Raw genomic sequence first — 21,876 nt, forward strand, 5'->3', positions numbered from 1 at the left:
CTCGCTGCGAGTTAGCATAGAAACAAAGGCCGCGATTTGCTCGCGGCCTTTGTACTGCTCAAATGTCCTCTCTGTTCGAACCCACACCGCCGGATATCCTGCCCGAGCTTCATCAGCGGCTGCTTGCTTTCTACGGCAAGCCGGCTCCGCGCGATGTGTGGGATCCGCTGACACAGTTGATCTACTCGCTGCTCTCTGCCCGTACCAAGACCGAAGTGTCGCTGCAGATCATCCGCGATCTGCGCAACCGCTTCGACGGCTGGCAAGGTGACTGGACACGTTTGCGCGATGCCTCCATCGCAGAGATCGAGGAGGTCATTCGACCGGTAACGCACTATGAGAAGAAGTCGCACCAGTTGAAGGAAACACTTCGGCAGATCAGCGACCGTATCGGCGTGCTGCGGCTGGAGCCGTTGGGACGGTATCGCACCGAAAAGATCCGCGCCTGGATCGAGCAGCTCCCGGGTGTCGGCGTGAAGACCTCCGCGGCTGTGGTCAACTTCACCACACTGCGACGCCGCGCTCTATGCATCGACGGCCACCATCAACGGATTGCGCAGCGGCTGGGCCTGAGCTCGCCTAAAGCCGATGCGCGCCAGGTGGAAGCGGACCTGATGGCACTGGTACCCGAGGACTGGACGCCTGAGATGCTGGACGAAGATCACTCGCTCTTCAAACTGCATGGACAGACGCTGTGCACAAAGAATGAGCTGCGCTGCGGCAGGTGTCCGCTGCTCGACGTATGCCCAACGGGCAAGCAAAGGGCCACGCCGAAGCGTGGCCTTTATCCACTCGATTAACATTAGTGCTCCGAGTCATTAATTCTTCAAATAAAGGGTTGATCTACAGAGCCTAGAGCATAACTGAACCAGGTGGGAGCAGCGGGCTTCAGCCCGCTGATAAAGATGCAAAAGTAAATGGGCTTTAGCCCTGGGCTTTTTCCTAATTGACAAAAGAGGCCAGGGCTAAAGCCCGTTTTTTTATAGAGCCAACGAACGCGGGCTGAAGCCCGCGTCTCCCACCCGATTCGAGCTTTGCTCGAATCGTCCACCCCCGACGAACCAAGTTCGTCGGGCTCGGATACGAAATGGATGGGCTAACCCTCAGGACGCTAGAGCATTTTCCTGTTGCTGGGTATCCCAGAAGGAGCGTGCATCTATGGCGTTTGCACTGCGGAAACGCCATAGATGCAGAAGCCCTACTGTACACCTACAAGAAAAATGACACTACTGTTTCGGTGTTGCGTCGACCGTCCACTCTTCGATCGGCGCGAGCTTCAGATCCTTCAGGCCTGCTTCAATCTTAGATTTGTCGCCGACGGCAACCAGAATCATCTGGTCCGGATGGATGTAGGTTGTCGCTGCATCCGCCGCCTGTTTCGACGTGACTGCATCAACCTTCGCAGGCAATGTACGGTAATACGTCAGCGGCAGACCATAGGTGAAGATATTGCCCATGGCCCCAACTACTCCGGCGTTGGTCTCGAAATCACCAGGCAGTGAACGGGCATAGCTGTCGCGCGCCATCTTCAGCTCGCTATCGCTCAGCGGCTCCGTCCGGATGCGTGTGAGCTCATGCATCAGCTCCCTGGCAGCCGGCGCAGTGACATCCGTCCGAACCGACGCACCTGCAAGGAACGGCCCATTGCCACGGCGGAAGGTGAAGCGCGAGCTGGCTCCGTAGGTGTAGCCGTGCTCTTCGCGCAGGTTCATGTTGATGCGGCTGGAGAACAGGTCGCCAAGCATGGTGTTCATCACCACCACCGGAACATAGTCCGGAGTGGAACGTGGCAAGCCAAGCTGGAAAGCATAGATTGCGGTCTGGGGAGCGCCTGGCTTGTCCACCAGAATCACGCGCTTGGTCGCTGTCGGCGGAGCAGTTGGAGGCGTAGGCACAGAGGCCGTCCCTGTCCATCCGCCAAAGTACTTGGTCGCCAGAGCACGTGCCTTCGCGAGGGTGATGTCGCCGGACAACACTAGAGCCGAGTTTTTTGGACCGACGCTCTTCGTATAGAAGCCTGACAGATCGGCGGAAGAGATCTCCTTCACCGAATCCGGCTTGCCGAGAGAATTGTGTCCATAAGCGCTGGTGGGACCGAACAGAGCGGCAATACCGACCTGCTGTGCGACAATCGGTGGCTGGTCGCGCTGCTGCAGCAACTGCGTCAGACGACGCTTGCGGACACGCTCCACCTCACTGCCATCGAAGGCCGGATGCAATGCAACATCCGCAAAGAGATCGACGGCATTGTCCAGTTTCGTTGTCAGCCCGCCTACAGAGACGCTCATCGCGTCAGAGGTAGCAGTTCCGTTGAGCGAGAGTGCGAGGTCTCCCGTCTGGTCTGCAATCATAGTCGCCGAGCGGGTCTTCGTCCCCTCGGTCAGCATCGCTGCGGCAAAACCGGCAACACCTGGCTTATCCGCCGGATCCTGCGAGGCTCCGCTGAGTGAGACCAGATTCGCCGCGAAGAGCGGCAGCTTATGGTTTTCTGCTACATACACCTTCAAACCATTCGCAAGAGTAAAGGTCTGCGGTACCGGCAGCGCGAAGGACGGCATTGGCCCCGGCTTCGGCGCGGACTTGCGCCATGCCTGTGCCGCATCGAACTCGGCAGTGTATTCCTTTTCGATCTTCACGTCCGCGTCCGTATTCTCCGGACTGCGCGGTACGTCGTGAATCACCTTCTCGCCGGGCACGCCGTAGACAACGACACGATGGTTGCTCGCCAGCAGATCCTGCGCATACTTCATCACGGAAGCGCCATCCGCATTCTGATAGCGGGCGATATCTTTCGGAAGATATCCGGGATCGCCGGTGAAATGGTTGTAGTAGTTCAACTTGTCAGCGACAGAACCGATGCGCTCCAGCGGACGAATCAAGCCGGCGATGGATTTAGTGCGGGCACGCTCAAGCTCTTCCGGTGTCGCACCGTTCTTCAGAAACTCATCGATCACCGCGTTTGCGGCCTTTTCCAGATCGGCGGCCTTGGTGCCGGGACGTGCCGTGATCTCGCAATTGAAGATCGAGGCCACCTGCGCGGACTCGTTGTAGCACTGTGCTGCCTGTGCGATCTGCTGTTCGTAGACCAGCTTCTTGTAAAGGCGGCTGGAACGTCCGCCACCCAGCACGTCGGCTGTGATGTCCATCTCGGCATCACCCGGAGCAAACGCCTTGGGCGAAAGCCATGCAAGATAGACCTTCTCCAGTTGCACGGTATCGGTCACGGTGAGCCGCTTCTCAGCGGTGATCGACGGCGTCACGACATCGACCTTCGGCACAGCGTCGCCCTTCTGCAACGGACCGAAATACTTCTCAACCAGAGCCTTCGCCTGAGCTTTATCGAAGCTGCCGGCGACGACCAGTGTGGCATTGTTCGGCGCATAGTATGTCTTGAAGAAGTCGCGGACGTCCACCAGGCGTGCGGCCTCGATATCCTTGTGCGAGCCGATTACAACGCCGTGATAGGGATGCGGCTCCGGGAACAGATTGCCGTAGACCTCTTCTTCCACAACACCGTAAGGCTGGTTCTCACGCGACTGACGGCGCTCGTTCCGCACAACGTCACGCTGATTGGTCAGCTTGGCGCGATCCAGCGTATCGAGCAGGAAGCCCATGCGATCGCTCTCCAGCCACAAGGCGAGCTCGAGCTGATTGGAAGGCACCGTCTCGAAGTAGTTCGTACGATCGAAGTTGGTGCTGCCGTTGATGTCCGATGCACCGGCGGCCTCGAGATACTTGAAGTGGTTTTTCTCGCCCACGTTCTTCGAACCTTCGAACATCATGTGCTCGAAGAGATGCGCAAAGCCCGTGCGGCCCGGACGCTCATTCACCGCGCCAACGTGATACCAGACGTTCACGCTGACCAGAGGCAGAGACTTGTCTTCGGTGAGAAGGACCTGCAGGCCGTTGGGCAAGCGGTACTCCTCGTAGGCGATGACGGGCGCTTTAATCGCTGATGTCTGCGCTAGCGAAGAGATAGTAAGGACAAGAGCAGAGAAAATAGCTGCGAGGCGCAGTTTCATAGGGGACCTACTCCGGGGAGGCAGAATTAGTTGGCACGCCCTAGCGTATCTCCGCCCAGCCCAAAACGAAAGAGGCTGCGCACTGCGCAGCCTCTTCGGTGAATTGTGAGTTGAGGGGAGAGTAATAGCATTTTCCCTGTTGCCGGGTACGCCGGAAGAGGCGTGCAGCGGCGTTTTCATTGCGGCAACGCCCATAGATGCGGAAGCCCCTACACGACACCCACAGGAAAAATGTTCTAAGCTGCCGCCGCCGGACTAAATCCGTCGCAACCGCTGATCGGGGTGACCTTCAGGTGCAGGCTGGCATGCTTTGGATGACCGCATTCGTCCACTACGGTTGCTTCCGCCTGGTGGCTGGTGACAATGGAGATAAGGTTGTTGTCTCTATGCGTCTCACCGAAGTGAGAACAAAGACCGCATTGACCATTCGAAATCTGCATAAGAACCTCCACACGATTCGATTAGAGATTGCGGCAACGCCCTCACGTTGCCTTGCCAAGCATCATGCGCCTCTTTCCAGAAGCTGTAAATTGCGACAAAACAGGGCCGACTTCCAACGAAAATATGACATTATCGGACGGACGCCGGCGAGAACACATGCGGATGGAACCGTCCATCCCAGAGATGCGTATCTGGATTACGTAACTGGAGACGGGACAGAAAGAGGTATCTGATGACAGGGGATCCTTATACAGCAGGCATGACGGAAGCGCAGCGCGCGTACTTCTACTCTGAGTACCAGAATCAACGCAAAGATGAGGTCGCGGGTATTCTGTTCGCTTTCTTCCTGGGAGGCTTCGGCGCACATCACTTCTATCTGAAACGCAATGGCATGGGTGTGCTGTATCTCTGTTTCTGCTGGACTATCATTCCGGCTGTTGTCGCGTTCTTCGAATGCTTCTTCATGCCGGGACGTGTGCGGGAGTACAACGCTCTGCTCGCTGTACAGCTACAGCAGACGATTCTCAACGGCGGGGCAACGACGACGCCTGTCCCGCCCGCTAACAACCATAATCCCTATCTCGCCAATGGCCGGGTCTGCAGTCAGTGCGGTGCACCTGTGGAGCATGATGCTCAGTTCTGCCCGAAGTGTGGCGCGCGGGTTGCGTAAGGTATATCGATAAAAGAACAAAAGCGCGGGCTCTTTAGCCCGCGCTTTGTATTTCAACTCCGTCTCCGCTTACGACAGCGAATGCAGATAGTCGAAGTCAGCCTTTGCCGCCTCAAGAGGAGGCAGCGTGTACGGTGCTTCCTGCTCAACGAAGATATGCTCGATACCGGTGCTCTTCACGCTGGCGAAGATCGCCTTATAGTCCACCTTGCCCTTGCCGATCTCCGTACCTTTCGCACTCTCGCCGGTCTTACCGCTCTCCCAGCTCGAAAAGTCCTTGATGTGCAGCATCTTCACGCGGCCGGGAAACTTCTTCACATAGTCACCCGGCTTGTAGCCGGCGACGGTAATCCAGCCGCAGTCGATTTCAAACTTCACGTTCGCGGGGTTAGTGTTCTTGAGCAGGTAGTCGTAACCAGGAACGCCGTCGACCAGGGCAAACTCCATGGTGTGGTTATGCGCGGCGAAGAGCAGGCCATTCTTCCTGGCCTCTTCACCGACCTTGTTCATGACCTCGGCCAGCTTCTTGAAGTCATCGCCCGTCAGCGGAGCGACCATCTTCGCGCGCCATGCCGCGCGTTCGGCGTCTGACATTTCAGCGGGCGACTTGGTCGCCTTCTCCTGAATCAGTTGCTTGGGAACAGACGCGGTTGCGTATTTGCAACCCAGCGCCTTCGCGTCATCGAACGACTTCTGCAGGTTGTTGATGTCCCACTGCAGGTGAGCGCTGGGGCACTTCAGGCCGGCATCATCCAGCACCTTGCGGAACTCGGCAGCCGTTTTAATGGTGCCGTAACCGGCCGTCTCCACTTCCTTGTAGCCCATCCCGGCAATCTGTTTCACGGTACCCACGGTGTCTTTCATCATGGGGTCACGCACGGTGTAAAGCTGGATTCCGATAGGCAGACCAAGCGGATCAGCCCATGCCATCCGTCCCATCACACCTGCTGCCGCAACCGCCGCTGCGCCACCCATAAACTGCCGCCGATTCATCCGCATCTGTCTTTTCTCCTTCGGGAACCTTCGATTGCGAGTCTCTGCGCTTTTCTGGTGGCTTGTCAATCTTGGTCATGTATATTGGCTGCACCCATCCCCTCAGGAGACGATCGATGAAACGCTTCGCCACGCTTGTGCTCTCGCTGACGGTTACCAGCTTTGCCGCCACCGCAACCACCCCTGTCGCAGGCAATTGGAAGATCTATGGCGATGTCAGCGGCTATCCGGTCAATGAGAGCTGCACGTTCTCGATCGACAAAGACAACAAGATCACCGGAACCTGCTCGCTCGGTAACAAGTCGTACGACGTGACCGGGACGCTGGAGGACACAAAGCTTACCTTCAAGCACGGCGGAGAGTATGAGGGCCAGGCGCTTATCCTTACCTGGGTCGGTACTCTCGCGGAAGACGGCTCACTGGCTGGCACCATCGACGTACAGCCTCTCGGCTATCCCGGCACCTTCACGGCGAAGAAGGCAGAAGACGAGAAGCCCAAGGCTGACGACAAGCCCGCGGCTGCGCAGCAGTAGACCATTTCCCGCATCTATGGGGCGATTTCCGCAATGAAAACGCCGCTGCACTCCTCTTCAGGGATACCCAGCAACAAGGAAAATGCTCTAAACATCTCACTCCGGAGGCTTCGCATGTTGAAGCTGATTGCAGCTGTCGTTGTTCTCGCCGTAGTTATCATTCTGATTCTGGCCGCTACCAAGCCGGCCACCTTCCACGTCGAGCGTTCCGCCGCCATTGCAGCCCCGCCGGAAAAGATCGCTACCTTTGTCACCGACTTCCATCACTGGGACGCGTGGTCTCCATGGGCGAGGCTCGATCCCGCGATGCAGGTAACCTACTCCGGGCCGGACTCGGGAACGGGCGCCATCTATCACTGGAAGGGCAACAGCAAGGTCGGCGAAGGCGAGATGGAGATCCTCTCCGCAACACCGGAGAAGACGAATATCCGCCTCGATTTCATCAAACCCTTCGCAGGCAAGAACACAGCGACCTTCTACTACTCCGGTTCGCCCGCAGGCCCCACGAGCGTCCGCTGGACCATGGACGGCCCCTCCAGCTTCATGACGAAGGTCATGATGGTCTTTACCAGCATGGATAAGATGATTGGTCCGGACTTTGAGCGTGGACTGACTAATCTGAAGTCAGCCGCTGAACATCCCTAACAGGCATGTGCCCTGCGAAGACCACGCGGTTCCGTCCCGTCCGCTTGGCCTGGTAGAGGGCGTCGTCAGAGAGCTGACGCAGCGTGTCCAGATCATGAGCGTCGGCTGGGTAGATAGCGACGCCGATGCTGATGGTGATGGGGATGATCAGGCCATTGATATGCAACGGCCGGTCAAACAGCCGCAGTAGGCTTTCTGCCAAGCTCCTGGCGCCATCCTCTGACGAGATGTGGTGGACGATCAGGGTGAACTCCTCGCCGCCGGTTCGCGCCAGCGTGTCACTCTGCCGAATACGCGACTGCATCCGCGCGGCTGCCTGTTTCAGGCACTCGTCGCCAACCAGATGACCGTACGTATCGTTGATGAGTTTGAACCGGTCGAGATCGAGTGTCATCAACGCCGCCGGCTTGTCGCTGCGCTGCGCAATTGAGAGCCACTGGCTCAGGCGGTCTTCCAGCAGCGTCCTGTTCGGCAGACCCGTCAGGTGATCGTGTTGTGCCTGGCGGACCAGCTCACGGTTGAGCTCCACGTGCTCCGTCGTATCGACGACCAGCAGGAATCTCGCCCACTGGCTCTGAAAGGTGACCGGATACATCGTCATCTCCGCGTGAAAGCTGCTTCCGTCCTTGCGCCGGGTGAGCGTCTGATACCTTTCAAACCTACGCTCATACCGCAACATCTCCGCACGAGTTGCCGCATCCTCCGGCGGAAAGATCTCCGGTACCGATAACTCAAGGAACTCTTCCATGGCATAGCCATAAGCACGAAGCGCGGCCTCGTTGGCCGAGAGGAACCTTCCGTCTTCGGGAGAAAAGACGAGCATCGGATGAGGATTTCCCTCGTAGAGCAGACGGTACTCCTCGGTAAGCGTGCGAACGCGCTCCTGGTCCTCCTCCATGACGCGCAGAATCATGCCGAAGGCAACAAGATACTTGGGCAGATACCACAGGCTAATGAGTGTCGTGAAAGAGGATTCCCAACCGGGCCTGTCTCCCATCCACCAGTACAGCGGATATTGCAGCGCCCAGAAGAAGAAGCCCTGCGATGCAATCCACTGGCCGGCGAGGTTGCGCGACGGCAGCGTGAGGAACATCAGACCGCAAGCGATGAAGATCTCCGCCAGAACGACGGCATACATCACCCGCATCTGATTGGTGGCTACCAGCCAAAGCATGGCCGCACCGGAGACCACCGCCAGGATATCGAGCACCAGCAGTCGCGTCTTCGATTGCAAACCATAACTGCGCCGCAGCGCCCAGTCCGCCAGCACCTCTCCGCCGACGATCAGGACAACGATCATCCACTTGTCTGGCGTACCGGTATTGACCAGAAGAATTCCAAGGCAAGCCGGAAGACTCAGCATCAGGCCAAAGCTGCACAACTGGCGAAGCGTAAGGTCCTTCTGTCCGAAGGAGAGCAGGAAAGCGATGCCGGCGAACACGATGGCCCATATCCGTGCCGTCTCAAGGGCGGGAGTGCTGGTACGGGAGATCTGCTCCCACTCCCGGATGGCCATGCTGGTAAGCTCCAGCAGCCAACCGGCGAGCCAGAGCCGGTAACGACGCTGTGGCCTTCCCTTTTGCAGCGCAGCAAAAAAGAAGGTCAGCAGCGGGACCATGATCAGATCGAATAATTCTTGCCGCATCAGGCTCCCGGCTCACATACCTGCGACATACCACTCAGCAGAGATTTCCAAGACATCAATTACTGTTACTATCCCATCCGAAACGCCGCATTGCAGCAGAAGTTTTTCTGCAAATCCGCGACGGTAATGTTTTAGGTAATGTTGAAAGGTGATTGGAGCACATACCCATGCGTAAAGTCCTGGTGATCGACGTCGGCGGAACTCATATCAAGGTGCTGGCCACCGGGAAGAAGACCGCCATCAAGATCGCTTCCGGGCCGGACGCGACTGCCGCCTACATGGCAGAAGAGGTACTGGCAGCTACTGAATCCTGGCAGTACGACTGCGTCTCCATCGGCTTTCCTGGCCCGGTCATCGGGAATCGCCCGGCGGATGAGCCGCATAATCTCGGCTCCGGCTGGGTAGACTTCGACTACGAAAATGCCTTTGGGAAGCCGGTCCGCATTTTGAACGATGCCGCCATGCAAGCCCTGGGTAGCTACAAGGGCGGCCGCATGCTCTTTCTCGGCCTGGGTACCGGCCTGGGATCGGCGATGATTCTGGACGGCACCATCGCTCCCATGGAGCTCGCACACCTGCCTTATCGCAAGGGCAAAACCTACGAAGAGTATGTCGGCAAAGACGGGCTGGAACGCCGCGGCCGCAAGCGCTGGCAACGATCAGTCCACGATGTTATCGAGCGCCTGCGCACCGCCCTGCTCTGCGAATACGTGGTTCTCGGCGGAGGGAACGCCAAACTGCTGGACGAGCTGCCCGAGGGCGTTCTGCTGGGCGAAAACGTCAATGCCTTCGCCGGCGGCTTCCGCCTCTGGGACCCTCCGGAGAAAGAGACCCCGCCGCATGCCGCCATCGATGCCGGCCGGGCACATGTACGCCTGTCAGCGGCACGAAAACATCAGCAGGCACACCCGCGGAAAAGCTAGTTGCTGGTTGCTAGTTCCTGGTTGCTAGTTGGCTTTCGATATCGTACTGAGCAAGACGTCTTTGCTTCTCACTAGCAACTAGGAACCAGCAACTAGCAACTGCGTCAGCCGAAGAGCTGACGCTGCACGGGCTCCCTCACAGCCGCCGACGGGATCTTCTGTGCAGTTTCCTGCGAGAGCAGCGAGTCCATGGCCCGTTTATTCAAACCGTGCTTGCGGCAGATGGCCGATACCATCGCACTGAGGCGTGTTGCGTAGGCTTTGTCGGCAAAGTCCCGATCCTGGAACCGGCGGGCGTATTCCGGCTCCAGGTCGGGGAAGTGTTCATGAACGAAGCTCAGGTAGGTAGGACGCGAACACGGTTTCAGGAACAACGGGTTGGCGGCGAAGAAACAGGCGCCGTGGTCGGCGGACAGCTTCGCAATCCGGTCAATGGCCGTCATGGTGTCGGTAATGCCGGGTAGCAGCGGTGAATTCAGGACGCCGACGATGATGCCTGCCTGACGCAGCTTCTGCAAGGTCGCCAGCCGCAGGTCCGGACGTGGAGCACGCGGCTCCAGCTTCCGCGCCAGCTCCACATCCGGCGTAGTGATGGTTAGATGCACCACCAGAACGCTCTTGCGGGCGATCTCCTGCAGCAGATCGAGATCGCGAAGGATGAGCGTAGACTTCGTCACAATCCCGAGACGGATTCCGCTGCGGCGCGCCAGAACCTCCAGCAGGCTCCGCGTTACCTTCTGCCGCCGCTCGATCGGCTGCCATGGATCGGTTGCCGTACCGAGCGCGATCTCGTCGGTGATGTGCCCCTGTCGCTCCAGCCGGCGCAGCTCCTGTTCCAGCAGCCAGGCCGCGTTCTCCTTGACGAAGATCTTCCGTTCGAAGATCTCCGGATCGTGGAAGTCCGGCTGCCCCTCCGCCGGCCCATCCTTCGGCGCCAGGAACTCATGCGTGTACCGCGCATAGCAGTAACGGCAACCGAACTCGCATCCGCGGTAAGGGTTGATGCTCCACGCCATCCAGTGCATTCGCTTGGAGACGGAGCGGTTGAGAATGCCGCTCACCTTCATGCCGCAGAACTCGACATCGTGGCCGTCGTCCACATGTTCGGCCTGCGCGGCCATACGGACCATGCCGGTAGCACTCGGCAAAATGGGGAAGAGTGTTTTCGCTTTTTCTTCGCCATTCATGAACCGAGCTTAGGCCCGTTCCGGCAGGTCCGTCAAGCGTGGATTCTGTGGAAGGATTTAGGAGAATTTTCCCTGTTGCTGGGTATCCCGGAAGAGGAGTGCAGCGGCGTTTTCATTGCGGAAAACGCCCATAGATGCCGAAGCCCTGCGCGATACCTACAGGGAAAATGCTCTAGTCGCATTTTCCCTGTTGCTGGGTATCCCGGGAGGAGTGCAGCGGCGTTTTCATTGCGGAAAACGCCCATAGATGCCGAAGCCCTACGCGATACCTACAGGGAAATGCTCTAGCCGCGGTGATAGTGGCGTCGGGCCGGCTTATGGCGACGGTGCGCACGTACGTTGGTACGGTGAGGACGAGCCATCATGGCGTCGGCGAGAGGGGCAAAGCAGAACAGCATCAGGAGGGTAAGGACAATCGAGCGCTTGTACATAGTGCCGCGATCATGACACGGTTCAGGGCCGATGGGAAGGAATCTTCTACGCCACCTCACGGCAAATCAACCTCGGCACTGGGTGCCCCATCCATTGCAGCGCGATGGGTGGGAATCGCTGGGTGTGTCGACAAATACAGAAGCAGCAGATGCTCGTTGCCCCATTCTTCGCGGTTTTATCGCGAAGAATGGGGCCAACGAGCGCATTCGTTCACATAGTTCGTCGAAACGCCCTAACTGCCTGCAATCGTCATTCCTTCAATCCGGATCGTCGGGCTCGCGCTCGAGGAACGGAAGGTTAGATCATTCCCGATCGCCACAATGTTGCGGTACATATCCTTCAGATTGCCCGCGATCGTTATCTCTTCCACCGGATAGGCCAGCTCGCCATTCTCGATCCACAACCCGCTGGCGCCCTGTGAATAATCACCCGTCACCAGGTTTACACCGAAACCCATCGTCTCCGTCACGTACAGGCCGCTCTTCACATCACCGATCAACTGCTGCGGCGTGATACTGCCGGGCTGCAGAAAGAAGTTCCCTGCACCGATGCCGGGCGTCCCCGCCAGGCCGCGCGACGCATTGCCTGTCGATCGCAAACCGAGCTTGCGGCCGGTGTAGCTGTTGAGCACGTAGCTCTTCAGCACTCCGTTCTCGACAATGACCGTGCGGCGGGTGGGCAAGCCCTCGCCATCGAAGGGTGAGGTACCAAATCCCGCAACGCCATTGAAGACCAGCGTGCCGTCATCGACGATGGTGACATTCTCTCCGGCAACCTGCTCGCCTAGCTGGCCGGCAAAGAAGCTGGCGTGGCGATAGATTGCATCTCCGTTGGCGGCGTCGAAGATATTCGACATCAGGCTGCGCGCGATCTCCGGCGAGAAGACCACTGGAGCCTTCTGCGTGGGCACGCGGCGCGCTCCCAGACGGCGCAGGGCGCGGCGGGCAGCTTCCTTGCCGACCTCTTCCGGCGACTCCAGACCGCCAATATGCCGGGCCGAAGAGTACCAGTAGTCGCGCTGCATGGTTCCCGTCATATCCTGCGCGATGGGAGAGACCGAGAAGCCACAGTAACTGCGGCGATACTCGCCGCTGAAGCCACGCGAATTGACGACGATCTTGCGCGAGGTAGCCGCGTCGAAATCAGCTCCCGAGGAGTTCTGGATGCGCGTATCCGCAGCCATTGCCGCAGCCTCGCACCGACGTGCTATCTCGATGCGCTGCTCCACCGGAAGCGAGTAAACATCATCGAAGTACAGCCCCAGATCTCCCGACAGCGAACCAAACTCATCCGTCTCCGGTAGGCCAGCAAAGGGGTCTTCACTGGTGATCTTCGCCAGTCCGACTGCGCCATCGATCAGGCGACGGATCGATGATTCCGACAGATCGGACGAAGACGTGTTCGCCGTGCGCTGCCCGATGAAGACGCGCAGACCAATGGCACGCGAGCCCGACTCCTGCAGCGTCTCGACCTGGCCCAGGCGAACGCGCGTGGAGAACTCATCGCCCTCGTAGACCACAGCTTCGGCGTCCGTAGCGCCGGCCTGCAGGGCGCGTTCCACCACCTGCTGCGCGAGAGAGTTCAGATCCAGTTGCTGCGAGAGTTCATCCGTCGTCATCATTCTGCCTTTAAGGATATCTGCTGAAGCTCTGAAGCGCAGGCAAGGAGTGGAGATACGCCCCTGATGTGCGAGACTTCTCCTCAACAGAGGAGAAGGAATGGAGCACACCTCGCAATTTGCGACTTACCGTAGCCTGCGTGACCGCGCCGTGCTGGTCAGCGGCGGAGCCACCGGCATCGGCGAGGCCATCGTGGAAGCCTTCGCCCGGCAGGGCGCACGCGTCGCCTTCCTGGATCTGCAGCAGGAAGCTGGCGAGGCCCTTGCATCGCGGCTGCAACAGGATGGCCTTCCAACTCCTCTCTTCGTGCGCTGTGACCTGACCGACACCACCGCGGCCCAACAGGCGCTTCGTGCGATTGAAGCCCAATGGGGAGCGCTCGACATACTGATCAACAATGCAGGCAACGATGTTCGTCACAATCTGGAAGACGTCACGCCGGAGCGCTGGGATCAGTTGATGGCAGTAAACCTGAAGCACCAGTTCTTCCTGTCGCAGGCCGCGCTGCCCGGCATGCGGCAGAAGCAGCGCGGATCAATCGTCAACATGGGATCGATCTCATGGGTCATCCCGTCGACCGACCTGCCCGTCTACACCACCGCCAAAGCTGCGATTGTGGGCCTGACGAAGACATTGGCTCATCTCGCCGGCAAAGACAACATCCGCGTGAACTGCGTAATGCCGGGCGCCATTCTGACCGAAAAACAACAACGCCTATGGTTAACCCCGGAATACACCGCGACGGTCCTGGGAGCGCAGGCCATCAAACGCATGATTCTTCCCGAAGAAGTCGCACGCTTGGTGCTCTTTCTCGCATCGGATGACAGCGCAGCCATCACCAATCAATGCCATGTAATCGACGGCGGCTGGATCTAGGGAAGTAGTTGAATAGTGGAATAGTTGAATTGTTGAATGGTTCTGAAAATATCCCTACCCGGGTGCCCCACCCTCACAATGTTAGGGTGGGTTTGGAAGCCACGAACTTATAAGCGGCACCGATCCAAGCGCTGAAGACCCGCTCTATAGGCCTGAAAGACTCGGATTAAGATTCATGGGCATTCCCCGCCCACCCTAACGTTGTGAGGGTGGGGCACCCAGGTGATTCAAAATTCCAAAACGCTTAAATCCAAAAACACTTAATTCGTTCCGCCCACCGTCATCTTGTCGAGCTTCACCGTCGGCATACCCACACCCACCGGAACACTCTGCCCGCTCTTACCGCAGGTACCAATGCCCTCGTCTAAAGCAAGATCATTCCCCACCATCGAGACATACTTCAACGCCTCCGGCCCATTGCCGATCAACGTTGCTCCCTTCACCGGAGCCGTCACCTTGCCGTCCTCGATCAGATACGCCTCGCTCGCCGAGAAGACGAACTTGCCGTTCGTGATATCCACCTGCCCGCCGCCGAAGTTCACGGCATAGAGACCGCGCTTGACGCTCTTGATGATGTCCTCAGGCATGTCTTCACCATTGAGCATGTAGGTGTTGGTCATGCGCGGCATAGTGATGTGCTGGTAGCTCTCACGGCGTCCGCTGCCGGTCGATGGAATCCCCATCAGTCGCGCCGAAAGCTTGTCAGAGAGATAGCCCTTCAGGATGCCATTCTCGATCAACACATTCTCACGTGTCGGAGTGCCCTCGTCATCTACATTCAGCGATCCGCGACGGTTAGGAATGATGCCGTTGTCGACCACCGTCACCTTCGAGCTGGCAACCTGCTGCCCGATAAGCCCCGCAAAGGCCGAGGTCTTTTTGCGGTTGAAATCAGCCTCAAGGCCATGACCTACGGCCTCATGCAGCAGCACGCCCGGCCAGCCGGGACCGAGCACCACCGGCATCTCGCCCGCGGGAGCGGCAATGGCTCCAAGCTGCAGGATGGCGGTACGCGCTGCCTCCTGGGCGAAGTGTTCGGGTGTCTTTACCGTCTCGAAGTAGTCAATCGTGATGCGTCCACCACCACCGCTGCTGCCGCGCGCTGTATTGGTTCCATCCTTCGCGATAACAAAGACATTGAACCGAGCCAGCGGCTGGGTATCGCTCGCGAAAGTACCGTCGCTGGCAGCGACCAGGATACGGCGCAACTCATCGTTGTAACCGGCACGCACCTGCGTAATCCGTGAGTCGTAGGCGCGGGCGGCACGATCAGCCCGCAGAATCAGTTCCAGCTTGCCCGCAATCTCAGCATCGGTGCTGGCGCCCGCCAACGGATAGAGTTCCGGCGTTGTCGGCGAAGTGAATCCCTGCACCTGCTGCTTCGCTGGTCCACTGGCAATCAGTGCCGCGGTACGCGCAGCGCGCAGCAAACGCTCCGGCGAGAGATCGTCGGTATAGGCAAACCCGGTCCGCTCACCGCTCAAAACCCGGATGCCGCAGCCAACGCTGATCCCCTGGCTGGCCGACTTCACCAGCGACTCATCGACACCGATGGAAGTCGACGTCACTGACTCAAAGTAAAGATCGGCATAGTCACCACCGGCGGAAAGCGCCTCGCCCAGACAGCGCTCCATCAGCCGCTCCGAGACGCCGAGAGTATCGATGAAGTAGCGCTTGTGGTCGGCAGCGGGAGGAATCGTCATAGATGAAATTTTACGCTTTCAGCAATTTGTCCTGACAAAACAGAAAAGCCCTGCGACCGGAAGTCGCAGGGCTTTCCAGAATCTTTGCTTACATATTCGCCTTGCCAGCGCGCATATCCTCGTTGAACTGGGGCTTGGTGAAGTTCAGCGAGTCCTGCATCTCTTTCTCGTACTCGGCGCGGTGGTGCATCAGGCCCTCGGTCGGCGTCGCGTACTCTGCTCCGGCGGTGAGCTGGATGACGCCATCGGAAGCCAGGGCGGTCGCCACCTTCTTCAGGTCTTCGACCGTGGTGTTCAGATACTGCGCATCGCGTGGGTCGAGCACCCATACCGGCTGGCCGCCGCCCAGAACGCCCGAAAGCCAGAAGACCTTCTTCGCGATGAAGTCAAGGCGCTGCTGCTCAACGGTGTCGTTGAAGACGAAGGCCTTGCGCCAGCGCGAGTAGTAGCGGGTCGTAACCGGTACCGGCTGACGGTTGCCGGACTTCACAAACTCCAACTGCCCCTGGTCCATGGTCTTGCGGACTGCGTTGTAGATGAAGCTCTCGGCAAAGGGCTGCTCCATCGCCGGAACGATCTCGGCGAAGGTCAGCGTCATGGATGCCGAAAGCTTGGCGTGCAGCACCGGCTGCGCTCCGTCTTCCAGCCAGGCCTCACCGTGGACGATGTATGTGTCCGCGCCCGAGGTGGAGGTGTGGAAGGGCCAGGCAAACTTCGAGAAGCTGATCGGCAGGCCGTGCAGCGTGACGTAGGTGTCAGGACGCGGGTTCTTCAGGCGCTTGGCGGCTTCGGCAAAGTAGGTCTTCAGCTCGGCCTGGATCTCCGGGCGGCCGAAGTCGAAGTCGGCGCTGAACTCCAGCGTCTCAGACTTGCCCTCGGGGTTGACGAGGGTGAACTTCGTGGTGGGCTTGCCGGTGAAATCGGCGCCGGAGGTGGTGTTGCTGACCGTAAGGCCCGCGATGCGGGCGGCCTCTTCGACCTGCTGCTGCAGGCTGAGCTGGGTTGCTGCTGCCATGGTTCGTGTTTTCTCCAAGAATCTCTACCATTTTAGGCCATTCGCGGGCCTATTTCAGGTCAATCGCCTTGCCGTCGGCTGTCGGAAGCTGGGCTCCCAGCACTCCCGCCAGGGTAGGTGCAATCTGCCGCATGTCGATGAGCCCTAAGTCTTTACCCGGCTTCAGGCCCGGTCCTGTGATGAAAAACGCCGAACGCAACGCCGGGTCGCTGGCCAGATATCCGTGCGCTCCCAGGTTTCCTACTCCGGTCGCCACCTCCGCCTTCAGCTCCGCAATCGCCTGCCAACCCGGCCGCATGGCCACCAGGAAGGCCGCCTCAGGATAGCCGCCCATCGCCACCGTCTCCTCGTGGGTGTAGATGTGCCCGATGCCATTGGCCGGATCGATGGCCAGCTTGCGCAGCAGCGCTAATACCGCGTGTTTCGTCTCCGAATCGTTGGGATCGTTCAGCATGATTGCCGCCGTACCGCCCGAGACCCAGGGCATCGCCTTCCAGGAGGTGACGTTGCCCTTCGCGTCCACGGCGATCAGACCGGCATCGACAAACGCCCTCTTGAGCGAGACGTAGTAGTTCACCGGCTCGAATCCGTGATCGCTCAGCACACAGAAGATAACGTTCTTGTCCTGCGCGTAGGCCGCGTCGTAGATCTCCTTGAGCAGCTTGTCTTCCTCCTGCACGGCGGCATTGGCCGCATCCGAGAAGGGACCGTGATCGTGCTGCGCCGTATCCAGACCGGCGAGATGCACCGCCAACAGGCCTGGGTGGTACTGCTTCAGGATGGCGATGGAGAAGGCGACCCGCTTGTGGTCGTTCGCGACATCCACCACCTTGCTGGGATAGCGGCCCAGGGTCTTCTCAAGATCCTTCAGCATGCCTGCGGGCGTCGAGGCATTTTCGAGGGTGCTGCCGTCATCCTGGGGCGAAGGGTTCCAGAACTCGGGGATGTTGTAGTCGATGGGTGCGCCCTGCGTCACCGGCCAGTTCACCGCTGCAGTCTTCACGCCGGCATCGTGCGCGGCCTGCCATAGCGTCGGCACCTTGATGGTGGAGAAGCTCCACCACCACGCCGAGGGATCTTTCCCCAGAGGATCGAAGGGGCGGTTGTTCAGCACGCCATGCTTCGCCGGCCAGACGCCGGTCACCAGCGTGGTGTGCGAGGGATAGGTGTAGGTGGGCAGCACGCCGATCACGCCGTGCGCATAGACACCGTTGTGCATCATGCCCAGCAGGAAGGGCAGCTCCAGCTTGTGTTCTTCGGCGTAGGTTACGTAGTCGGGCCGCATGCCATCGATTGAGACCACAACCACCAGAGGCTTCTTCGCCTGCGCCATGCAGGCGACGGCTGCCGCAAAGAGAACAACAAGAAAACGGAACTTCCGCATGACACCCCTTTTTGCCCTGAAGCAGCCCGGCTCTGACGCAGAACGGCTCTGACGCAGAACTGACAACTCCATGGGCGCAACTAGATAATTGTCTCGTGCCGATCGATTCTGTCCAACTCGCCAGCATCCCTACCGAGAGCCGCAACCCCCGCACCACCACTATCGATTCGCTTCCGACGGAGGAGATGCTGCGGCTGATCAACCGCGAAGATGCGGCCGTGATCACCGCGGTGGAAGCCGAGGTGCCGCACATCGCCGCTGTGTTGGACGCTCTGGTACCCCGCATCGTGGGCGGCGGGCGGCTGTTTTATATCGGCGCCGGAACCTCTGGCCGCCTGGGTGTGCTCGACGCCTCGGAGTGCCCGCCGACCTTCTCGGTTCCGCCAACATTGGTCCAGGGCCTGATCGCAGGCGGCGATTCGGCGCTGCGTAAGTCGAGCGAAAAATCAGAAGACTCCCGAGAGCAGGGAGCAGCGGACTTAAAATCCGCCGGCTTCACCGACCGCGACACTCTGGTTGGCATCGCTGCCAGCGGACGTACTCCGTATGTTCTGGGAGCCATCGCCTGGGCCCGCGAGATCGGGGCACTGACCGTAGGCCTGTCATGCGTCCCCGGCTCGCCACTGGCGCAGGAAGCCGAGATGGAGATCACCCCTCTGACCGGCCCGGAGATCCTGACCGGCAGCACCCGCATGAAGGCCGGCACCGCAACCAAGCTGGTGCTGAACATGTTGTCGACCGGGCTGATGATCCGCACCGGCCTGACCTACGGCAACCTGATGGTGAATGTGCAGCCAACCAATGAAAAGCTGGTCGACCGCGCCGCCCGCATCATCATGGAGATCACCGGAGTGGACCACACAACAGCCGCCGAGCTACTGAATGAAGCCGGCAGCGTAAAGGTCGCCGTCGTGATGCAGAAGCTGTGCCTCTCCAGCGACGCGGCCGTCGCCAAGCTGCAACAAGCCGGCGGACGGTTGAGGGAAGCGCTAGAGAGCTAGAAGAGCCTCGACACCGTGCGTCAACCCAACACCGGGTGCCCCATATCTCGGCTACGCCGAGATGTGGGTTTGCAGGATGTTGACAGTGGTTTCATTCCCACATCTGGCGATACAACCGCCAGATATGGGGCACCCAGTGATGTGGGCAGCCAGTTGTACAGACGTGAGCTATCGCTCTGCGCGCAGCGCTACAACACGGGGTAGCGGCGTCGGAGCCCAGTTCTTTTCCATGCAGACGGCGACGCAATTCCGGCCGGCGCGCTTCGCGCGGTAAAGCGCCACATCGGCGCGGCGGTGCATTAACGGCCAGGCGTCTCCGTCGCCCAGGTACATCGTGATTCCGATGCTGATTGTCAGGTGCACGACTGCCGCCTCGGTCACAATATCCAGTGTGGCGATGCTGGCGCGGAGACGCTCCGCGATCTCCTGGGCTGCGGTCAGGCCGGTCTCCGGCAGCAGGATCGTAAACTCCTCGCCACCGGTGCGCGCGAGGACATCGCCGCCGCGGATCAACGACAGCATCTGCTCGGCAACTCTCTTCAGGGTAATATCGCCAACGGCGTGTCCATAGGTGTCGTTGACTGTCTTGAAGAAGTCAATGTCAATCGCCAGCACGCTCAGTGCGGTGCGCTTGCGAGCGGCACGCAGCACCTCACGCTCGGCCTCATCTTCCATGGCACGTACATTCAGCAGACCGGTACGGGCATCAGTCCGCACCTGCAGGCGAAGCGCACGGTTCATCTCCCGCTCGAAGAACCAGAGATAGACGACAAAGAAGCAGGCCGAGATGAACATCATGGCGGCCAGCGTAGCCAGCCAGAAGGGATCCTGCCGTGCGGGGCGGAAGTGGCCGCTGGTATTGACGTCGTATCGGAAGAGCACCATCGGTGTGCGGATGGCAATTAAGGTTAGGTGCGCGATCAGAACTGTAATACCCGCCCGCACCACCGTCCGCATATCGGGGTCCTGGCTGCGCCGCAGCATCTGGATGGAGAGAACGCAAAGGGCGAAGATGGGAGTAATGCTGAAGGCGAAGGTGTGCGAGAAGCCGGAGAGAAAGAGCGTCGAAAAAACGGCCAGCTCGATGGCAAGGAATATCGGCCAAAACCAGCTTTGCAGCGGCCGGCGCACAATCACCCACCGGAACCCCATGTAGATACAGAAAAAGCTGACGATATTGCAGAGAGAGGGGAACAGAATGCTGAGCACCAGGGGAAACGTGCCAAGCGTCCCCAGAAGCGCGTTCCGCAGCAAGCCAAGCAGCACCGCCGCCGTAAACCACCGATGAGCTCGCAACTGCGGATGATGCAGCGCAAGAATGCTCATAGCGCCGGCATAAACGACACCTGTGGCCACATCGCAGATGAAAAGAGTCTGGTAGTTGAGCATAGGCAGGACTCAACAGCGTTTCCAAGAGACTAACGGAGCAGTCTCTTTACGTTACGACACTTCTCTTTAGAAAAGAGACAGCCTTCCCGGCATGGGAATTCCCAGATGGTCGTATGCCAACCGCGTCGCGACGCGGCCCCGGGGGGTGCGGTTCAGGAATCCGATCTGGATCAGAAAAGGCTCATAAACCTCTTCCAGAGCATCTTCTTCCTCGGCCAGCGCCGCAGCCAGCGTATTCAAACCCACCGGTCCGCCATCGTATTTTTCGATGATGGTGCGCAGCAGACGGCGGTCGAGCTCGTCGAAGCCGTGGGAGTCGACCTCCAACATCTCCAGTGCCTTGGTGGCGGTGGGCCGGTCGATGACCCCATTGCCGCGCACTTGCGCATAGTCACGTACCCGACGCAAGAGGCGGTTGGCGATACGCGGTGTTCCACGGCAGCGCATCGCGATCTCGGCTGCTCCGTCCTCGTCGCACGCAATGCCCAGCACCTCGGCAGAACGACGCACGATGAAGCGCAATTCGTCGTCGGTGTAGAACTCCAGCCGCAGCAGGATGCCGAATCGCGACCGCAACGGCGAACTCAGCAGACCCGGCCGGGTCGTGGCGGCGACAAAGGTAAACGGCCGTAGCTCCATGACATGCGTCCGCGCCGCAGGTCCCTGCCCGATCATGATGTCGAGCTTGTAATCCTCAAGCGCTGTATAAAGCTTTTCTTCCAGCACCGGCTGCAGCCGATGAATTTCATCGAGGAAGAGCACCTGCTTCTCGCGCAGGTTGGTCAGGATTGCCGTCAGGTCGCCGGCGATCTGCAGCGCAGGGCCGCTGGTCTGCTGGAAACCGACCTCCAGTTCATTCGCGATGATGGTCGCCAGCGTTGTCTTACCCAGACCCGGAGGCCCAAAGAGCAGAACGTGGTCCAGTGCCTCGCCGCGGGATTTCGCCGCCTCCAGCGCGATAGCTAACTGTTCCTTGGCTTTCGCCTGCCCGATGAACTCGCTGAGTTTTTTGGGACGGAGCTTCAGCTCGAAGGCGGAATCCTCATCCGTCGCCCCGGCAGAGACCAGCCGCTCGGCCTCATCTTTGGCGCGGCGGCTCAGATCGATTTTTTTGTTGATGAAGCTCGGTTTCGAAAAGTCCACGCAAGAAGCCTGCTAAAGGCGATGGTACGGCGAAAGTCGGCCAACCGCAAACTAGCAACCACGGCGTATCGACAAATTCCAGTTGATCTGACAGAGGATGACTGAAACTGGTGGGAGCAGCGGGCTTGAGCCTAATGTCACTTACTTTGTACGTGAGAGGAGAAAAAGTGAGTTGAGGAGAGGGAGCTAGGGTTGAATCAGAAGTAGCTCTGTGAGGAACCGCTGCGTCTGTTATGGAGAAGAAGGCGGAAGCTG

19 protein-coding genes are annotated in these 21,876 nt (G+C 59.2%); 7 read left to right on the forward strand and 12 right to left on the reverse strand.

Translation table 11 applies throughout. The annotated features are described in order from the left end of the window. The first annotated feature begins 62 nt into the window (after positions 1–62). Positions 63–800 (forward strand): endonuclease III domain-containing protein, encoded by a 738-nt coding sequence (locus OHL21_RS01415; RefSeq protein ID WP_263415462.1) that lies wholly within the window; start codon positions 63–65, stop codon positions 798–800. A gap of 426 nt (positions 801–1,226) precedes the next feature. On the opposite strand, the gene OHL21_RS01420 is transcribed toward OHL21_RS01415, so the two are convergent. Both OHL21_RS01420 and OHL21_RS01425 read right to left on the reverse strand, forming a co-directional pair. Then, positions 1,227–4,022, reverse strand: coding sequence for a M16 family metallopeptidase (locus tag OHL21_RS01420; protein WP_263415463.1), 2,796 nt, complete (start codon positions 4,020–4,022; stop codon positions 1,227–1,229). Between the two features lie 236 nt (positions 4,023–4,258). Continuing rightward, the gene (locus OHL21_RS01425) at positions 4,259–4,462 is read right to left on the reverse strand and encodes a hypothetical protein (protein WP_263415464.1); all 204 of its coding nucleotides are present in this window, start codon (positions 4,460–4,462) and stop codon (positions 4,259–4,261) included. A 233-nt stretch (positions 4,463–4,695) separates the two neighbouring features. On the opposite strand from OHL21_RS01425, the gene OHL21_RS01430 reads away from it, so the two are divergent. Beyond that, positions 4,696–5,133 carry an NINE protein gene (locus OHL21_RS01430; RefSeq protein ID WP_263415465.1) on the forward strand — a complete coding sequence of 146 codons (438 nt, stop codon included), beginning with the start codon at positions 4,696–4,698 and terminating at the stop codon, positions 5,131–5,133. 69 nt (positions 5,134–5,202) lie between these two features. Here OHL21_RS01430 and OHL21_RS01435 read toward each other — a convergent pair whose 3' ends face one another. Further along, a complete protein-coding gene (locus OHL21_RS01435) occupies positions 5,203–6,132 on the reverse strand; it encodes a sugar phosphate isomerase/epimerase family protein (RefSeq protein WP_263415466.1) in 930 nt (309 codons plus the stop codon). A gap of 110 nt (positions 6,133–6,242) precedes the next feature. Between OHL21_RS01435 and OHL21_RS01440 the strand changes: the two genes are divergently transcribed. Beyond that, positions 6,243–6,659: a hypothetical protein gene (locus OHL21_RS01440; RefSeq protein ID WP_263415467.1), complete on the forward strand. Its 417-nt coding sequence runs from the start codon at positions 6,243–6,245 to the stop codon at positions 6,657–6,659. Positions 6,660–6,773: 114 nt separating this feature from the next. Beyond that, entirely contained in the window at positions 6,774–7,304 is a 531-nt protein-coding gene (locus tag OHL21_RS01445; RefSeq protein WP_263415468.1) for an SRPBCC family protein, read from the forward strand. Here the strand turns inward: OHL21_RS01445 and OHL21_RS01450 are convergent. Further along, positions 7,273–8,949 carry a sensor domain-containing diguanylate cyclase gene (locus OHL21_RS01450; RefSeq protein ID WP_263415469.1) on the reverse strand — a complete coding sequence of 559 codons (1,677 nt, stop codon included), beginning with the start codon at positions 8,947–8,949 and terminating at the stop codon, positions 7,273–7,275. The genes OHL21_RS01445 and OHL21_RS01450 overlap by 32 nt on opposite strands. A gap of 167 nt (positions 8,950–9,116) precedes the next feature. Here OHL21_RS01450 and OHL21_RS01455 point away from each other — a divergent pair, with 167 nt between their 5' ends. After that, positions 9,117–9,872: an ROK family protein gene (locus OHL21_RS01455; protein WP_263415470.1), complete on the forward strand. Its 756-nt coding sequence runs from the start codon at positions 9,117–9,119 to the stop codon at positions 9,870–9,872. Positions 9,873–9,976: 104 nt separating this feature from the next. Here the strand turns inward: OHL21_RS01455 and OHL21_RS01460 are convergent, their stop codons facing one another. The 3 genes from OHL21_RS01460 to OHL21_RS01470 form a co-directional block, all read right to left on the reverse strand. Continuing rightward, positions 9,977–11,059, reverse strand: coding sequence for an SPL family radical SAM protein (locus OHL21_RS01460; RefSeq protein WP_263415471.1), 1,083 nt, complete (start codon positions 11,057–11,059; stop codon positions 9,977–9,979). A 284-nt stretch (positions 11,060–11,343) separates the two neighbouring features. Then, positions 11,344–11,490, reverse strand: a complete 147-nt coding sequence (locus OHL21_RS01465; protein WP_263415472.1) for a hypothetical protein — start codon at positions 11,488–11,490, stop codon at positions 11,344–11,346. 233 nt (positions 11,491–11,723) lie between these two features. Continuing rightward, complete coding sequence (locus OHL21_RS01470) at positions 11,724–13,109, reverse strand: TldD/PmbA family protein (protein WP_263415481.1); 1,386 nt, start codon at positions 13,107–13,109, stop codon at positions 11,724–11,726. 100 nt (positions 13,110–13,209) lie between these two features. On the opposite strand from OHL21_RS01470, the gene OHL21_RS01475 reads away from it, so the two are divergent. After that, positions 13,210–13,986 (forward strand): SDR family NAD(P)-dependent oxidoreductase, encoded by a 777-nt coding sequence (locus tag OHL21_RS01475; protein WP_263415473.1) that lies wholly within the window; start codon positions 13,210–13,212, stop codon positions 13,984–13,986. 260 nt (positions 13,987–14,246) lie between these two features. On the opposite strand, the gene tldD is transcribed toward OHL21_RS01475, so the two are convergent. The 3 genes from tldD to OHL21_RS01490 all read right to left on the reverse strand — a co-directional run bounded on the left by tldD (position 14,247) and on the right by OHL21_RS01490 (position 18,088). Beyond that, complete coding sequence (gene tldD, locus OHL21_RS01480; protein ID WP_263415474.1) at positions 14,247–15,689, reverse strand: metalloprotease TldD; 1,443 nt, start codon at positions 15,687–15,689, stop codon at positions 14,247–14,249. An 88-nt stretch (positions 15,690–15,777) separates the two neighbouring features. After that, a complete protein-coding gene (locus tag OHL21_RS01485; protein WP_263415475.1) occupies positions 15,778–16,704 on the reverse strand; it encodes a hypothetical protein in 927 nt (308 codons plus the stop codon). 49 nt (positions 16,705–16,753) lie between these two features. After that, positions 16,754–18,088, reverse strand: coding sequence for an alkaline phosphatase family protein (locus OHL21_RS01490; protein ID WP_263415476.1), 1,335 nt, complete (start codon positions 18,086–18,088; stop codon positions 16,754–16,756). 95 nt (positions 18,089–18,183) lie between these two features. Between OHL21_RS01490 and murQ the strand changes: the two genes are divergently transcribed. Then, entirely contained in the window at positions 18,184–19,089 is a 906-nt protein-coding gene (gene murQ / locus OHL21_RS01495; RefSeq protein ID WP_263415477.1) for an N-acetylmuramic acid 6-phosphate etherase, read from the forward strand. Between the two features lie 168 nt (positions 19,090–19,257). Here murQ and OHL21_RS01500 read toward each other — a convergent pair whose 3' ends face one another. Continuing rightward, positions 19,258–20,478 carry a GGDEF domain-containing protein gene (locus OHL21_RS01500; protein WP_263415478.1) on the reverse strand — a complete coding sequence of 407 codons (1,221 nt, stop codon included), beginning with the start codon at positions 20,476–20,478 and terminating at the stop codon, positions 19,258–19,260. Positions 20,479–20,544: 66 nt separating this feature from the next. Next, positions 20,545–21,597 carry a Holliday junction branch migration DNA helicase RuvB gene (gene ruvB / locus OHL21_RS01505; protein ID WP_449649501.1) on the reverse strand — a complete coding sequence of 351 codons (1,053 nt, stop codon included), beginning with the start codon at positions 21,595–21,597 and terminating at the stop codon, positions 20,545–20,547. Positions 21,598–21,876: the final 279 nt, after the last annotated feature.

The organism is Terriglobus albidus, assembly GCF_025685425.1.
GTDB lineage: Bacteria > Acidobacteriota > Terriglobia > Terriglobales > Acidobacteriaceae > Terriglobus > Terriglobus albidus.

Bases quoted from the DNA above. Each gene is read 5' to 3' on its own strand.
- OHL21_RS01415 (WP_263415462.1), top strand. From the start codon at position 63: ATGTCCTCTCTGTTCGAACCCACACCGCCGGATATCCTGCCCGAGCTT.
- OHL21_RS01420 (WP_263415463.1), bottom strand. From the start codon at position 4,022: ATGAAACTGCGCCTCGCAGCTATTTTCTCTGCTCTTGTCCTTACTATC.
- OHL21_RS01425 (WP_263415464.1), bottom strand. From the start codon at position 4,462: ATGCAGATTTCGAATGGTCAATGCGGTCTTTGTTCTCACTTCGGTGAG.
- OHL21_RS01430 (WP_263415465.1), top strand. From the start codon at position 4,696: ATGACAGGGGATCCTTATACAGCAGGCATGACGGAAGCGCAGCGCGCG.
- OHL21_RS01435 (WP_263415466.1), bottom strand. From the start codon at position 6,132: ATGCGGATGAATCGGCGGCAGTTTATGGGTGGCGCAGCGGCGGTTGCG.
- OHL21_RS01440 (WP_263415467.1), top strand. From the start codon at position 6,243: ATGAAACGCTTCGCCACGCTTGTGCTCTCGCTGACGGTTACCAGCTTT.
- OHL21_RS01445 (WP_263415468.1), top strand. From the start codon at position 6,774: ATGTTGAAGCTGATTGCAGCTGTCGTTGTTCTCGCCGTAGTTATCATT.
- OHL21_RS01450 (WP_263415469.1), bottom strand. From the start codon at position 8,949: ATGCGGCAAGAATTATTCGATCTGATCATGGTCCCGCTGCTGACCTTC.
- OHL21_RS01455 (WP_263415470.1), top strand. From the start codon at position 9,117: ATGCGTAAAGTCCTGGTGATCGACGTCGGCGGAACTCATATCAAGGTG.
- OHL21_RS01460 (WP_263415471.1), bottom strand. From the start codon at position 11,059: ATGAATGGCGAAGAAAAAGCGAAAACACTCTTCCCCATTTTGCCGAGT.
- OHL21_RS01465 (WP_263415472.1), bottom strand. From the start codon at position 11,490: ATGTACAAGCGCTCGATTGTCCTTACCCTCCTGATGCTGTTCTGCTTT.
- OHL21_RS01470 (WP_263415481.1), bottom strand. From the start codon at position 13,109: ATGACGACGGATGAACTCTCGCAGCAACTGGATCTGAACTCTCTCGCG.
- OHL21_RS01475 (WP_263415473.1), top strand. From the start codon at position 13,210: ATGGAGCACACCTCGCAATTTGCGACTTACCGTAGCCTGCGTGACCGC.
- tldD (WP_263415474.1), bottom strand. From the start codon at position 15,689: ATGACGATTCCTCCCGCTGCCGACCACAAGCGCTACTTCATCGATACT.
- OHL21_RS01485 (WP_263415475.1), bottom strand. From the start codon at position 16,704: ATGGCAGCAGCAACCCAGCTCAGCCTGCAGCAGCAGGTCGAAGAGGCC.
- OHL21_RS01490 (WP_263415476.1), bottom strand. From the start codon at position 18,088: ATGCGGAAGTTCCGTTTTCTTGTTGTTCTCTTTGCGGCAGCCGTCGCC.
- OHL21_RS01500 (WP_263415478.1), bottom strand. From the start codon at position 20,478: ATGCTCAACTACCAGACTCTTTTCATCTGCGATGTGGCCACAGGTGTC.